Source organism: Reichenbachiella sp., from assembly GCF_965233835.1.
Classification (GTDB): Bacteria; Bacteroidota; Bacteroidia; order Cytophagales; family Cyclobacteriaceae; genus Reichenbachiella.
In genome coordinates, this window is sequence record NZ_OZ247585.1 from 3712465 (window position 1) to 3727824 (window position 15360).

Annotated in this window: 13 protein-coding genes; 6 read left to right on the forward strand and 7 right to left on the reverse strand. The window is 39.9% G+C overall.

Annotated features, from left to right (window positions below; all coding sequences use genetic code 11):
- Positions 1-36: 36 nt before the first annotated feature.
- Complete coding sequence (locus tag ACO6S2_RS15790; RefSeq protein ID WP_422359526.1) at positions 37-1272, reverse strand: hypothetical protein; 1236 nt, start codon at positions 1270-1272, stop codon at positions 37-39.
- A complete protein-coding gene (locus ACO6S2_RS15795; protein WP_422359527.1) occupies positions 1259-3583 on the reverse strand; it encodes a DUF2339 domain-containing protein in 2325 nt (774 codons plus the stop codon). The genes ACO6S2_RS15790 and ACO6S2_RS15795 overlap by 14 nt, the downstream gene beginning before the upstream one ends.
- A 163-nt stretch (positions 3584-3746) precedes the next feature.
- On the opposite strand from ACO6S2_RS15795, the gene ACO6S2_RS15800 reads away from it, so the two are divergent.
- Both ACO6S2_RS15800 and rlmF read left to right on the forward strand, forming a co-directional pair.
- Positions 3747-5048, forward strand: coding sequence for a DEAD/DEAH box helicase (locus tag ACO6S2_RS15800; RefSeq protein ID WP_422359528.1), 1302 nt, complete (start codon positions 3747-3749; stop codon positions 5046-5048).
- A gap of 9 nt (positions 5049-5057) precedes the next feature.
- Positions 5058-6032: a 23S rRNA (adenine(1618)-N(6))-methyltransferase RlmF gene (rlmF, locus tag ACO6S2_RS15805; RefSeq protein ID WP_422359529.1), complete on the forward strand. Its 975-nt coding sequence runs from the start codon at positions 5058-5060 to the stop codon at positions 6030-6032.
- Positions 6033-6158: 126 nt separating this feature from the next.
- Here the strand turns inward: rlmF and ACO6S2_RS15810 are convergent, their stop codons facing one another.
- Genes ACO6S2_RS15810 through ACO6S2_RS15820 form a run of 3 tightly spaced genes read right to left on the reverse strand, consistent with a single transcriptional unit; the run spans position 6159 to position 7712 of the window.
- Positions 6159-6356, reverse strand: a complete 198-nt coding sequence (locus ACO6S2_RS15810; protein ID WP_422359530.1) for a hypothetical protein — start codon at positions 6354-6356, stop codon at positions 6159-6161.
- A 10-nt stretch (positions 6357-6366) separates the two neighbouring features.
- Positions 6367-7338 (reverse strand): sodium-dependent bicarbonate transport family permease, encoded by a 972-nt coding sequence (locus ACO6S2_RS15815; protein WP_422359531.1) that lies wholly within the window; start codon positions 7336-7338, stop codon positions 6367-6369.
- A 5-nt stretch (positions 7339-7343) separates the two neighbouring features.
- On the reverse strand, positions 7344-7712 hold the full coding sequence (locus ACO6S2_RS15820; protein WP_422359532.1) for a hypothetical protein: 369 nt from the start codon (positions 7710-7712) through the stop codon (positions 7344-7346).
- A gap of 89 nt (positions 7713-7801) precedes the next feature.
- On the opposite strand from ACO6S2_RS15820, the gene ACO6S2_RS15825 reads away from it, so the two are divergent.
- The 3 genes from ACO6S2_RS15825 (at position 7802) to ACO6S2_RS15835 (ending at position 12682) form a co-directional block, all read left to right on the forward strand.
- Positions 7802-8725 (forward strand): LysR family transcriptional regulator, encoded by a 924-nt coding sequence (locus tag ACO6S2_RS15825; protein WP_422359533.1) that lies wholly within the window; start codon positions 7802-7804, stop codon positions 8723-8725.
- A 41-nt stretch (positions 8726-8766) separates the two neighbouring features.
- Positions 8767-9669, forward strand: coding sequence for a patatin-like phospholipase family protein (locus ACO6S2_RS15830; protein WP_422359534.1), 903 nt, complete (start codon positions 8767-8769; stop codon positions 9667-9669).
- Between the two features lie 163 nt (positions 9670-9832).
- Positions 9833-12682: a T9SS type A sorting domain-containing protein gene (locus tag ACO6S2_RS15835; RefSeq protein ID WP_422359535.1), complete on the forward strand. Its 2850-nt coding sequence runs from the start codon at positions 9833-9835 to the stop codon at positions 12680-12682.
- A 1-nt stretch (position 12683) separates the two neighbouring features.
- Here the strand turns inward: ACO6S2_RS15835 and ACO6S2_RS15840 are convergent, their stop codons facing one another.
- Positions 12684-13364, reverse strand: coding sequence for a nitroreductase family protein (locus ACO6S2_RS15840; protein ID WP_422359536.1), 681 nt, complete (start codon positions 13362-13364; stop codon positions 12684-12686).
- On the reverse strand, positions 13364-13831 hold the full coding sequence (locus ACO6S2_RS15845; protein ID WP_422359537.1) for an Lrp/AsnC family transcriptional regulator: 468 nt from the start codon (positions 13829-13831) through the stop codon (positions 13364-13366). The genes ACO6S2_RS15840 and ACO6S2_RS15845 overlap by 1 nt, the downstream gene beginning before the upstream one ends.
- A gap of 279 nt (positions 13832-14110) precedes the next feature.
- Between ACO6S2_RS15845 and ACO6S2_RS15850 the strand changes: the two genes are divergently transcribed.
- Complete coding sequence (locus ACO6S2_RS15850) at positions 14111-15340, forward strand: Glu/Leu/Phe/Val dehydrogenase dimerization domain-containing protein (protein WP_422359538.1); 1230 nt, start codon at positions 14111-14113, stop codon at positions 15338-15340.
- The last annotated feature ends 20 nt before the right edge of the window (positions 15341-15360 follow it).

A 15360-nucleotide genomic window follows, 5' to 3' on the forward strand; every position in this document is an offset into this window, starting at 1 on the left:
ATCACTCAGAGTTATTCCTAGGAGAACTCTGAGTACCTAATCTTCCTTACCTATTTCTTTCACCATCTTGAAGGAAATATAAGTTAGTCCGAACCCCACTACAGCAATAACAAACCAAACGAGATATTTGTTATTCCAGAATCCCGACTCAACAGGTGTGTCTTCCGTTGGCCTAATATCAACTACTGAATCGTGATCCACAGAAGGTATATCGGACGGTATTTGGTTCGCAAATGCCTTTAGATCATAGTCCGGTTCTCTCATGGATTCATTTCCAAATTTCAACGTGTAAGAAGTTTCTGACTGTAATTCGCATACAAGATAAGTATTCAAATAGGATGCTTTTATTGATTCAACTTTCAGGGGATGATTGTCTCGATTATCTATTTCAATAAGTAACTCCTGAACTATGGCACCACTAAAAGAAATCGAGTTCTCACTATTGGAATGGATTTCAAAAGAGCCCAATGATTGAAAGTATTCATACTTATTTTTCTTGCGGTCGATTCCTTCTCTCTTCACTTTCACTGTTGTTGACCTTAAGTAATGGTCTTCACCACTCAATGAAAATTGCAATTGTTCCATATACATCGGCTCAGGAAAAACAACCTTAATACTGGACGTCTTCAGCGTATCCTTTTGCAAGGCAATGGGACAATCAAAGCTGGTTCGCATTCCCTTTTCCAGCTGCCGATCATAATATCCAACTTTTAAGATATTGATGGGCAATCGCCAATTGTCATCTATCTCCAATTTGAAGTAAGCATAGTCGCTCAGCGGAAAGTTCAAGATCTTCATTTCTGAAGTTTCCTCTTCGCTTTTCATAGCATGCAACAAGTAGTTATCCTTTATTACATACCAGTTCTCCTGATCATCGCTTCCGCTTAACCTGGCTCTTTTCTTTACATCGGTATTCTTCACCAAAAAACTCACATTATTGATGGGTCGCTTATCTGGGTTAGTAAATATCAGATGTGAAATAGCGTCTTGCTTGTAGGCCATATCAATAATTTCATATTCATTGAATAGCGACTGAGTAGACACGGCAGTCTCTTGGCGAATAAGGTATGCCTGCTCTTCTCCGTTTTGATCATAAACCCTAACATCTGACAGATCCAGTTGGGCTTTGCCCATGAGCTCTGGTGAAAGCGATATTTTGTGATAGCCCGAGTTGGAAACGGGAGAAACAGCAGCTTCGAATCCAAACTCCTGACCAAAAACCTGAACACTCATTAATATGCCTAGAAGACAGCTTATCTTACTTTTCATCATCTTGAATTATAAACTTTAGTTTCTGATACAAGAACGAAATCAACAACAAAATCACACCGAGCAAAATGAAGGAAATGATTTTTCCCGTTGAATTACCTGCCAAATCATAGAAGAACAATTTAACAATTGTAAGGGAGAACACCACCAACGAGCCCAATCGCAAGGGCTTCATTCTGAGTTTCATCCCTACCACCATAAGTACCAAAGCTGACAATGCCCATACCCCAGGATAAACCGATCGGACAGCTGAATCTAAGGCTTCATACTCCGCTTTGCCCGACCCATATTGATACAACATCGATAAATGCCCGACTTCGACAGTACTCACAAATACTCCAATAAATGCCAACACCCACAGAGATATGGTCCCAACCTTGGAATGGAAGGTGTATGTTCTTTGAATATACTGATAAGCATGAATCAAAATCAGAACGAACAAAATCAGTAGGACATAATGCCAATAGAATCCTGTAGATAGCCCATCATCAAGAATATGATAGCTTCTGGAATAATTGACTGCGCTCAAATAATAAGTTAAGTAAGATCCAACAGCTAGAATACTTAGGATAAAGCTAGCCTTGTTTAACTGATCACTTTGTTTCTGTCTAGCGGCTAGCGCAACCAACAACACATACAAATAATTGTAAATACCTAAAAGAATCAATCGCTTAGAAAGCACCCATTCAAACCTTAAAAATTGATAATTCAATTCCATAAAGAATCCTAGGTAGAATACTATGGCAAACGATACACTCACGTATGATTGCTTCCATGTAAGTTGTATTCCTTTTATTTCAAAAGACTGGTCATTTTTCATCAACAACATGGAACCAACTAGTGAGACCATACCAACGAATGAAGCAACAAAGGCTTTGTTCAAGAAAACATTCAACACTACATAATCATACCGCGGGTAGTAATTTTGTTGCCAATCTATAGAAAGGCTGATCAGCATCAGTACAGTAATAAGTGCTGAAGCTGCAGTCATCAATTTGATACCTGACTTCTGAGAAAGCCATAGGAGCAGCACCGCTTCAACCGCCCAGAAGAGAGTAATGTAATTCCCATTCAGCTGAATAGGAGCAATCAAACTTACAAAGGTCAACACCAAGCCTATCAACAAGAACAGCAAGTTCTTGTCAATGTCCTTGCGCTTATAAAGCACGAACGCAAACCCAAAGTTAAATACTGCAACAAGTCCAGTAAACAGTCCACTCAGCAATCCTTCTCTATATCCCTGAACTAGTCCCAGTCCCAGTCCAAAGTACAAACTAGAATTGGTCAGCAACATCATAATTTCAGGATATCTGAATTTTCTTGAATTCTTGACATTGTATATGATTGTCATCAAAAAGAAGATCAAATAGAAAGTCGTTAAGAATAGGAACAATGGCAATCTAGTCTCATCCTGATTGTCAATAAACTTGGTAAAGTAAATCCCGAGAAAGAGGAAATAAGTAAATCCATAGGCCAGATAATTGATAACATTCCATTTCTTGAAATAGACCAAAGCCAACATACCAATATCAAGGATGAGTATATAAGTAAGCAATGCGCTGTAGTTACCCGAACCCGTACTAACAAAAAACGGTGTACCAAATCCACCAATGATGGCCAAGACAGCCAATTCTCTTCTGTCATACGCAACGGAGAGCAGCACACCAAATGCAGTAATGACTACCATGATAATGAAGGCCGCCATTTGTGGAATCAACTCATATTCATGAAAGGCAAGTGCAATCGTGAAATACAAAACTGCCAATGCACCGCCAATTAATATGGAACTAAACTTGGCAAAAGAAGTTCGCATATAATGTGCTAATCCAATCATACCACCTCCGATCAACACACCAATCGTAACTCTCATACTTTCAGTAATCACCTCATTGTCGATACCAAGTTTCACAAGAAACCCCATCCCAATGACGAAAATCACGATACCAATTTTGCTCAGCAGGTTTTCACCAATAAACTTCTCCAAATCTGGATTTCTTTCCCAAAAGGATGGTTTCGGAGGTTTACTGACCACTTTCTTTTTAGGCGGAACAGACGTCGCCTTTGGTTTTTGCGACTGGACAATCAATTCTTTTACCGGGTCAGGCTCCTTTTCTTTTACCACATCCTTAGGTGGAATCGGTTTCGGTTTTTCAACCACAGTGGGTTTAGCAGGTTTGACCCGTTTAGAAGTTTCTTCACCCAAGATTTCATCATGAATGTGTTTAACTCTGGTATCAATCTTATCGACTCGATCCATGAGCCGAACAATCATAATTAACAGTATGATCAACAGGAGTATGATAAATCCTTCCATTTAGTGTTGGTTTCTGTTTGCGGGATTACCCAATTCTTAAAGCCCGACAAGTTAACTTTTTCTTGGTTATTGCAATAAAAAATTAGCTGACAAGTCCTTACCACTTGTCAACTACACTACCATTTATATCGCTAGCTTTGCATTCAAATTTATTCGCACCCTAATGGAAAAGTTTTCTTCGAGCAACCTACACCCCAGTATAAAAAAAGCCCTGGCTGAAAAAGGCATTGATATTCCAAGCGAAATTCAGGCGAAAACCATTCCTGTCTTGATGAAGCACGATGGCGACTTTATTGGCCGGTCGGCAACTGGCACTGGCAAAACCTACGCCTATGGTGCTCCACTCCTTTCAAAAATTGACCCTTCGGTAGGAAAAGTGCAAGCTGTAGTTCTCGTCCCTACAAGAGAACTGTGCGAGCAAGTGGGCAAGGAATTAGCATTTCTATCTAAACACATTCCTAACCTAAAAACAGAATCTATTTATGGAGGCGTTTCACTTAAAACTCAAATCCACGATTTGAGCAATGGCACGCACATCGTGATAGCCACTCCTGGCCGATTGATGGACTTAGTCAACAGAAATGTGGTCCAATTAGAAACTTTGAAATATGTGGTTTTTGATGAAGCGGATGAGATGCTTTTGAAAGGTTTTCAAACAGACATTGACAAGATTTTAGCTACGACCAATCGCAATTATTCTACTTGGTTACTTTCCGCTACCATGCCAGATGAAGTGAATCATCTGATTAAAAAATACCTAAACAAAGACTTGATCAAGGTATTGGTCGGAAAAGCAGAAACACCTAATGTAGGCATTCAACACCAACTGATTGAACCGGTTGCCGAACAAAAACTGGACGTGCTCCTTCAGTTTCTCAAGCAATATGCCAACGAAAAAAGCATCATCTTCTGCAGAACAAAATCAGGTGTGCAGAAACTCTACAAACAGCTTTCTACCAACAAGTTCAGCTGTGGTGCCATACATGGTGACCTGCCGCAAGGTCTTCGCAATAAGGTAATGGAGCAGTTCAAAGCTGGAAGCATCAACACGCTAATTGCTACTGATGTAGCCTCCAGAGGAGTAGATATTGACAACGTTGGCGTAGTACTGCAATACCACATGCCAGACACCAAAGAATCCTATACACACAGAAGCGGAAGGACTTCCAGAGCAGGAAAAACTGGTATTAGCATTACTTTCATTTTTCCAGAAGAAAAAGAAAAATGGAATGAGATCAAGAAAACGCTTAATATTAAATTTAAAAACTTGCCTGTGCCTAGTCACAAAGACCAGCTTGTAGGCAAAGCGATGGTATGGGCGCAAAAGGTCGCCAAGTCCAAACCTGTTGGTAATAAACTAGATGCCGCTACAAGAAGTGAATTTAAGGATCAGCTCAAACATCTCTCAAAAGATGAACTATTAGAAAAGCTGCTAGCTACCTATTTGAGAGAACAACAGGGCTAAAAAACGAATATGGGAGGCAAAAAGAAACAACCAAAACAAGCATCCAGAATACACCCACGTAATAGGCATACAGGTCGATATGACTTTGAAGCGCTCATAGAGGCTCTACCAGAACTTGCAGTACACGTGCGTCCAAACCTCCACGGCGACGACTCCATTGACTTTGCTAATCCCGAGAGCGTAAAGACACTGAACAAGGCACTACTGAAGCTCCAATATGGCATTGAAGGCTGGAACATTCCAGAAGGCTACCTCTGCCCTCCCATCCCTGGACGTGCCGACTATATCCACCACATGGCCGACTGGCTTTGCAGCCACAACTATGGCAAAATTCCTACAGGTGACAAGATTACTTGTTTGGATATTGGTGTGGGTGCCAGCTGCATTTATCCTATCATCGGACAGAAAGAATACAGCTGGCAATTTATTGCTTCGGACATTGATAAAAATTCCATTGCCTCTTCCAAAAAAATCGTTGATCAAAACCCGACTTTAAAAGGCAAAATAGAATTCAGACATCAGCCCGAACCCAAGGATGTCATCTATGGCATTCTGACCAAAGAGGAGCGTATAGATCTAGTTGTTTGCAACCCACCCTTCCATGCCTCAGCCGAAGATGCTCAAAAAGGCTCATTACGAAAGGTGAATAACCTCAACAAAGAAAAAGTAAAAGAGGCCACGCTCAACTTTGGCGGACAAAGCAACGAGCTCTGGTGCGAGGGTGGAGAAAGAAGATTTGTGCGTGAACTGGTACGGCAAAGCAGCAAGTTTCCAGAATCCTGCTTTTGGTACTCATCGCTGGTCTCCAAGCAGTCCAACCTGAAGAGTATCTACGAAGCATTAAACAAAGCCAAAGCCACCATTGTACACACCATCCCTATGGGGCAAGGCAACAAATCCAGTCGCATAGTTACCTGGACTTTTCTTTCTAAGGAGCAACAAAAAGCGTGGAAAGACTTGAAGTGGAATGGCAGGAAGAAATAGCTAGACTTGAAAAGGCACTGACCAAAATAGCCAGCGCCTTTATGAACTGAAATCAGATAATATGACAATTAAACCCAGATGTTGTATTGGAACCTGATCATCCAGATTCAACTACTTGACCAAACATCAAAATTGTTCCGTTTGGTTGACTGCAATGGCTGATGCAATTAGTAGCCCAAAAATTCCTCCAAGGAATAGCCCCCCTTCAATAAGTTCCCAATGATTATTTTCTATTTGTGTAATAGTAGACAATAGCGTTCCGAGCTTTGCTCCTACTGCCCCACCTATGATTACACCTATAAGTAATGTTCTTAGTTTATTCATTTTGATAGAATTATGATGTCATTAAAATAATTGAATAATAAAATGGGATGCCAATGATCACGTTTAAGGGAAAAGTGATACCCAATGCCATAGGCAAATACAATCCAGCATTAGCTTCTGGCACAGCTTGCCTCATGGCTGCCGGTACGGCTATATAGGAGGCACTCGCACCTAGGATAGCAAACAAGAGCTGATTTCCATGCGCATCCGTAATCTGAATACTAATCAGCAAGGCCAAAAGACCATTGACAAAGGGCATAACACTCGAAAAAAGGAAAGGGTACATGCCTTTATTCAGGATGGAAGACAACTGCTTTCCACTTGTTAACCCCATATCAAGTAAAAAGACTGCTAAAAATCCCTTAAAGATATCCGTGGTAAAGGGTTTTATTCCTTCTGCTTGTGCTGGTGTGGCCATGAATCCGATGAGCAAACTTCCTAGGATCAACAACACAGATCCATTAGTCACAGAGTGCCAAACTATATCTGAAAAGGTAGAGGTACTCTTCTTCTTTTCGCCTCTTTTGAAATAATTGATTAGTAAAACACCAACAATAATCGCCGGTGCTTCCATGAGTGCCATCACTGCTATCATGTGCCCATTGAAACTGATGCCTTCGAAGTCCAAGAAGGTGGTAGAAGTCACAAATGTAACAGCACTAACAGACCCATAGGAAGCTGCAATTGCTCCTGCATTTTCTACACTGAATTTTCTTCTCAGTAGAAAAAAAGAAGTAATAGGAATAAGTGAAGCTAAGAATAATCCCAGCCCCATACTATAAAAGAGCTCCATGCTCATGCCACTATGAGACAATTCTTGTCCACCTTTAAACCCAATGGAGAGTAAAAGGTAAATCGAGATAAACTTAGAACTGTTTTCAGGGATCTGTAGATCACTTTTTATCTGAACAGCAATAATTCCTAGCAAGAAGAACAGCAACGCCGGATTGGTCAGGTTCTCAATAAGTGTTTCGATAGCCATTTCCCTTAGTCAGATATCTTTACAGTAAGCGTTTTGATGTATTCTACCTTTTTACCAAGTTTTTCCGCTTCTAGAACGTAACTATGCAAGGTCAAATTAGACAGCCCTTCCACTTCGAGTACATTCTCTTCCACAAAATGACTGGTAACTGATTCGGCCTCCCCTTTTCTTCTCAGCGTCTGATCAAATAATTCATACAAAGATGGTGCATTCTTTTGCACTTGTCTCTTCAGTTCCTCAGGCATGGCGCTTTCTTGAGCATGTGTAGATTTAATCCGAATACTCAATGGATCCTGCCCCTTCTTCTTAGAAGAACTCGTATCTCGTTTCAGTACTTCTTGATTCTGGCTGTAAGCTTTTGTTAATAAAGTCATAGTTTATTTGTTTAATTCGAGGCAAACGTACATTTTTATAATCATAAATTTTTATTTAAATATTTTATGATTAACATAAATATTAATTAATGCATTACACACTCCACCAGTTAAAAATATTTCTTACAGTTACTGATTTTCAGAGCATTACAAAAGCTGCAGAAGAACTCCATTTAACACAGCCAGCCATCTCTATTCAGCTGAAAAAACTTCAAGATCAATTTGACATTCCTCTTACAGAGGTAATAGGAAGACAACTTTACATTACTGATTTTGGGAAAGACATAGCCGTCAGATGTCGAAGAATACTTGACGAAGCAGAGGGTATCAAGCATACTGTAGACCAGTACAAAGGGTTATTATCTGGAAGTATAAAAATATCAGTTGTCTCTACTGCCAAGTATATTATTCCCTATTTTCTAAAACCATTCATGGATAGGCATCCAGGAGTTCAAATTTCCATAGACGTATCAAACAAAAACAAGGTAGTAGAAGGCTTAGTGAAAAATGAAACAGATTTTTCGCTTGTTTCCGTACTTCCTGAAGACATAAAACTAAATACCGTAGAATTAATGGAAAATAGACTATACCTGCTTGGTAACGAAGATTTTTCTGGAAAAATGAAATCACCAAAAGACCTGGAAAAAGTAACCTTACTCTTCCGAGAAAAAGGATCCGCAACAAGAAATGCCATGCAACAATATCTTAACCATCACAAAATCAATGTCGGCTCTTCTATGTCGCTCGTTTCAAATGAAGCTATAAAGCAAACCATTAATGCTGGTATCGGTTTTTCTATTGTCCCACTCATTGGATTACGTACTGCCTTAAAAAATGAAAAGATTAAAATCTATCCATTAAAAGGATTACCAATAATAACGAAATGGAATATGGTTTATATTTCTGGAAAATCATTGACCCCGGCGCAAATGGCCCTTGTGAATTTTATAAAAGAGAACAAGGATAACCTGGTGCAAGAACATTTCAATTGGGCATTAAATCCATTGGTTTAATGGATGCTTTATTATCTTGTGTATCAAGAACATTATAGGTCATGTCGAAAAAAGCAGAAAGTAAGAATCAGACTGTATCTCTTGTTTTAGGCAGTGGTGGTGCCAGAGGTCTGGCTCATATCGGTGTTATCAAGTGGCTGGAAGAAAACAACTACGAAGTTAAATCCATTGCCGGTTGCTCGATTGGCGCTATGATTGGAGGGGTTTATGCGGCTGGTAAACTAGATGAACTCGAAGAGTGGATGTGCTCTATAACTAAAATGGACATGGCCAATCTGCTTGACATCTCCTGGGGTAATGGTGGAATTTTCAAAGGAGATAAAGTGATAGACACCTTGAAAGACCTGATAGGCGATAAACAAATTAAAAACCTTCCCATCCCATTTACAGCAGTGGCGGCTGATATAATTACACAAAAAGAAGTCTGGATTAATAAAGGTTCACTTTTTGATGCCATTCGAGCTTCTATTTCTCTACCTCTCTTTTTCACACCAGTAAAGCACAAAGACAAGTTGCTCATTGACGGTGGTGTCTTAAATCCTGTTCCAATAGCTCCTACATTCGATGACCATACAGATTTGACTATAGCCGTAAATCTGGGAGGACCACTCCTAATAAGGAACGAAAAAGAGACGAATACCAAAGGAAAAAAAGAAGGCTGGGGCAAATTTCAAGAAAGCATCAAGAAGTTTATCGACAAATACAGTGACTCAGATAATTCTAAAGAAAAAGACTGGGGCATGTATAAGGTAGCGGATCGGGCATTTGACACTATGCAAAGCTCCATTGCTCGAATGAAAATCGCTACCTACCCTCCTGACGTTGAAATCAAAATTGCTCGAAATGCCTGCGGTACGTTAGACTTTGATCGCGCCACGCACATGATCGAACTAGGCTTTAACAAAGCAAAAGAGGCTTTTGATCAGAATCACAAAGAAGTTTAGTTCATTTAATCTCCGCAGCAGTCGAATTTTTATAACTCTTAATCGAGTAATGGACTTATTTCGTACATTTTCTTGTTATCATTGATAATCTACTTTAGAGAAAGGAATGTTGAAAAACACCAAAATTAGTCGATTGCCAAAATCATGGTTAAAGAAATTTAACTTGACACTAGTATTTTTAGTCTGGGGTTCCATTGTTTATGCCGCAGATTTCACAAGTAGTGCTGGAGGTGGAGATTGGGATGATACCAATAGCTGGAATGAAGCCGGTTTTCCTGTAGATGGTGACAACGTAACTATTACAAGTACTATCAATGTTAACGTCGCATCAGCCTGTACAAATTTAACTATCAATACGGGAGGAATTTTAAGACATACGGCTGATGTCACACTCACCGTTAGCAATGACCTTACACTTTCTGGCACAGGACAAATCACCCCCGATGTAGAAAGCACCTCTAGAATTCTTGATGTTGATAATAACTTTGATGTTTCTGCGGCATCGACAAGCAGTGTTGGTGGTATCCGATTAAATGTATCGGGAACAACAATGCTCAACGGACAACTTACTTTCACTTCGAACACAGGAATAAAATTTTTTGATGGAGCCGTAACAGTCAATTCAACTGGCTCCTGGATATCTACAACAGCTACAGGAAATAATATTGTAAGGTTCCGAAATGGCTTGACCAATGACGGGTCGTTTTCAGCAGGTAGTATATTGTTTAACTCTAACGCACAAAGTATTGGAGGAACAGAATCAATAAGCGTTGCGAATAACTTAACGGTTAACACCATCACAGTTACAAATAATTTAGTTTCTCCTGATGAACTTACTGTTGGAGCTGATATTAGAGGAACTGGTAGGTTCAACCAAGGAGTTAATGCTATACTCAACGTTGGTGACGACGTAGAAATTACCACCTTCGACCCATCGGCAAACCCAAACACTGTAGTTTACAATACATCGATTAGCTCAAATATTGGATGTCCGTTATCCGCATATCACCATTTGACACTTAACAAATCAGGAACTTCGAATTCAACCATGCAATGCAGTACAACCATAAATGGCGATTTGACTATTACCAGTGGCACTTTAAGGTCTGACGATAATGCAACCACTTTGACTCATAGTGTAGCAGGCACAACAACCATCTCAACAGGAACAGTAACAGGCTCTTATAACATCCGAGAAAACAATTCGGTATTAAATACACTGAACCTGACTATGAGTGGCGGAACTATAACTGGTGGTAATAGTTCAAGCACTGTCAATGTAACTGGCTTGTTTAATACATCCGGTACAGGGAGTCAAATTAATGCTTGCGTTTTCACTGTTAGTGGAGCTTCGACCATTGATGGTGGGTTTACTTTTGGAAGCAATACAGGCGTCAAAACATTTCAAAGTTTAGTTACCATTGGAGCCTCAGGTACTTGGGTATCTACTACCGTCACAGGCAACAATCGATTGGTTTTTCAAAATGGATTGACGAACAATGGGAGTTTTTCGGCTGGCGCATTACAGTTTAATACCAATGATCAAAGCATAAGCGGAAGCTCAGCTGTATCCTTTTCAGGAAGAGTTACCGTGGGAAACTCAAGAACCTTGACGAACAACAATACTGTGAATATTACAAGTGAGGCCACAGAATCTTTGCGCGGAAATGGCACGTGGACTCAAGGAAGTGGTAGTACTTTGAATTTCTCAGGAGAAACAAGTTCCCTAAACAACCTCAATTTCTCCACATCTACTAATACAGTTAATTATAATCGAGCAGGTATTCAGACTATTTATGTCCCCTCCGATGGCAGTTATTCTAACTTGACCATTTCAGGTTCTGGAACTAAAACATTGAATGGGACTATTGATGTAGATAATACGTTAGATATGACTTCTGGAGAAGTGGATCTAGCCACTTTTACATTGACCTTAGGAACAGCAGCAAGCACTCCTGGCACACTATCATATACCACAGGCGATCTTTACAATGGCAGTTTTACGAGATGGTTCAATGCAGTGACTTTAAGTGCTGGAAATGTAGCTGGATTATTTCCTATGGCAGATACTGATGGTAACTCGCGGCCTTTTTACGTGACTCCAGCAACTGCTCCCGGTACGGGAGGCACCATATCTGTATCCATCACTACAAATGACCAGGCAACAGACATTGGGCCAATCGATGATAATGGTACTGATATCGTTAGACAACACCAAGCATCTTGGAACGTATCAACCGGCAATGGATTGGCAGGAGGTGACAACTACAACATCCGAGGTAGTGGCACTGGTTTTGGAAGAATAGACGCTGTCTCTGACTTGAGGCTTATGACAAGTGGTGGCGTTGTTGGTAATGATGGTGGAGCTGGTGGATCAACTTCTGACCCTGTAGTTGACAGAGACGCACTACTACTAAGTGAATTAACCAATAGTTTTCATATTGGTTCAACTAATGCGACTGACTCACCCCTGCCTATTAAACTATTTAGTTTTGACGTCAAAATGAATTTCGATGTTGTCGAAATTCATTGGTTGACATCCGCTGAAACCAACAACGACTATTTCACCATAGAGCGGTCTTCCAATGGTTCTGATTTCCATGAATTAAGTCGAATCGATGGAGCCGGTAATTCTACAGAAAAGCTGAACTATAGTTTCACGGACTTCAACCCTTTAAATGGCGACTCCTACTACAGATTAAGGCAAACTGACTTTGACGGAAAAACTGAAGTTTTCGCCCCTGTGAAAATTCAAGGGCCAGTAAAAAACAATATCAGTATCTACCCTAACCCTTTGACAGGACCCACATTCAATATTCAATTGGATAAATTAGATGATCAAGTTTCTACTATATTTATCTATGACTATGTGGGAAAGCTAGTATCGTTTCAATCGATTGAAAAAGAGCAGTCGATAATTATCTCATTTACTGAAAGAATAAAACCTGGCCTTTATATTGTTTCTATTCAGAACGGAACCATTAATTCCAATCAACAACTTATTGTTCGCTAATTCAATAATAAACGGCTATCTCGTCCAATGGCTTCCTTGTCAGCTTGGGGACATAGACTTCATCCTCCGCATATCCCACAGGCAGAAGAAGAAATGCCCTTTCGTTTTCCGGACGTTCTAAGATTTCCTGTAGAAAGTTCATAGGACTCGGTGTATGAGTCAAAGTAACCAAACCAGCATTATGAATGGCTGAAATGAGAAATCCGCTGGCAATACCTACTGATTCATTGACGTAATAATTATTGTATTTAATACCATCTTCATCCCTTTCGAATACTCGTTTGAAAACGATAATTAAATAGGGTGCAGATTCCAAAAATGGTTTCACATCGTCTGTACCTATTGGCTTCAAATCATCCAACCATCGCTCACTCATTCGATTGGCATAACTTTCTCTTTCTTCTTCTTCTGCGGCAGCTCTAATCTTGCTCTTCATTTCTGGATTAGACACTACACAAAAAGTCCAAGGCTGTTTATGAGCCCCTGATGGAGCGGTTGAAGCCGTTTTTATGATGTTATCAATAATTTCCTGAGGAACCGGTTTATCAGAAATTTCACGTACCGTCCTACGTCGATCGATCCATTCAAAATAATCCTTACTTCTCTGGAGCATTTCTGCTTCTGGATAGCTGTCAGGTGTATATGCTTCGTGAGGGTGTCCTTTAATTTCTTTGGTTTTCATTAGGTATCTAATTTATAGGCGGTGGTAAATTTATCCCTTGAAAGTACGAACTGACTTTTCACGTGAGCAATGTTTGAATTCACGGAAAGGTTAGCCAGTATGAACTTTTGAAAAGTCTCAATATCGCGAGTTACAATTTTGAGCATGTAGTCAAAATCACCAGCAATATGATACACTTCTTGTACTTCTTTAAATTGATTCATTTCATCAATGAACTTCTCCAAATAGGAACGCGTATGATTCTTAAGTGAGATGGAAACAAAAACAGTAAGCTTCCGATCAATTTTCTTGTGATTGAGCAAGGCAACATACTTGGCAATCACCCCGTCTTTTTCAAGCCGTTTCATTCTTTCGAAAATAGGCGTAGTCGAAAGCCCCAACTTTTCTGAAAGTGCTTTATTAGTGATCCTTCCCTCCTCTTGCAGGACGTTCAAGATCTTGATGTCTGTAGCGTCTAACTGTGTCATTTTAGAATTTTACTATTTTACTTGGTCACATTCAATTCTTAAAAGGATATAATTCCAATAAATAATATCCAAATGTTCTTTTATTCTAATTATTTACATTAATTAAGAATAATCAGACATCCAAGATAGGTAAAATCTAACTTCGCACAAGAATTATTTGAAATATTTTATTCTTATCAATGGAATTAGGTGTTATTTATTTTTACCTAAAACAAACCACAAACAGAATAATATTCCATTAATAAGAAATAATAAAGAACATAACGATATCATCACCCAATGAAAGAACTACTAAACAAATTTGAGGCGAAACGACCGGAAATCGTATTTGAATGGAAGGACGCAGAAACAGAGGCAGAAGGCTGGGTAGTCATTAATTCGCTTCGTGGTGGAGCAGCTGGCGGCGGCACTCGTATGAGAAAGGGACTGAACAAAAGAGAAGTTGAGTCTCTGGCTAAAACCATGGAAATTAAGTTTAGTATTTCCGGCCCTCCAATTGGTGGCGCCAAATCGGGAATCAACTTCGATCCCGCAGATCCTCGCAAAGAAGGCGTGCTTCAAAGATGGTATGCAGCCGTTAAGCCGTTACTTAAATATTATTACGGAACAGGAGGTGATCTGAACGTAGATGAAATTCACGAAGTAATTCCTATCACGGAAGATCACGGTATTTGGCATCCACAGGAAGGTGTTTTTACTGGACACTTTCACCCAACTGAAGCGCAAAAAGTAAATCGAATCGGTCAGTTGAGACAAGGGGTTATTAAAATCATTGAAGACGAAAAATACACTCCTGACTTATTCAAAAAATACACAGTGGCTGATATGATCACTGGGTACGGAGTATCTGAGGCTGTAAGACACTACTATAATCTTTGGAGCGGTGATATTGCCAGTAAAAAAGCAATCATCCAAGGTTGGGGAAATGTGGGAGCTGCGGCGGCATTTTATCTGGCCCAGATGGGTGTCAGGGTAGTAGGAATCATTGATAGAGCTGGCGGGTTAATCAACGAAGAAGGATTCTCATTTGAAGAAATTACAGCCCTATTCGTCAACAGAAATGGTAATCAGCTGAACAGTCCCGATATCATCCCTTTTGACGAAATCAACGACAAAGTATGGGATCTCGATGCGGAAATATTTATTCCAGCAGCAGCATCTAGACTAATCACACAAGATCAACTCGATCGCATGGTAAAATCTGGGCTTGAGGTGATTTCTTGTGGAGCGAATGTGCCATTTGCCGACGAAGCTATTTTCTATGGCCCGATCAGTGAACATGCAGACAAACACGTTTCTGTGATTCCTGATTTTATTGCCAATTGTGGAATGGCGAGAGTATTTGCTTATCTCATGTCAGGCGAAGTAGATATGACCGATGATGGTATTTTTAGTGACACCTCAGAGATCATTGGAAAAGCCTTAGAAGCCATTCACAGTCAAAATAAGGATAAAACGCTCCTAACCAATACTGCCTTTGAAAATTCATTAGGCCAATTAGTGAACTAGTCATAGAGTTCGTAAATTTA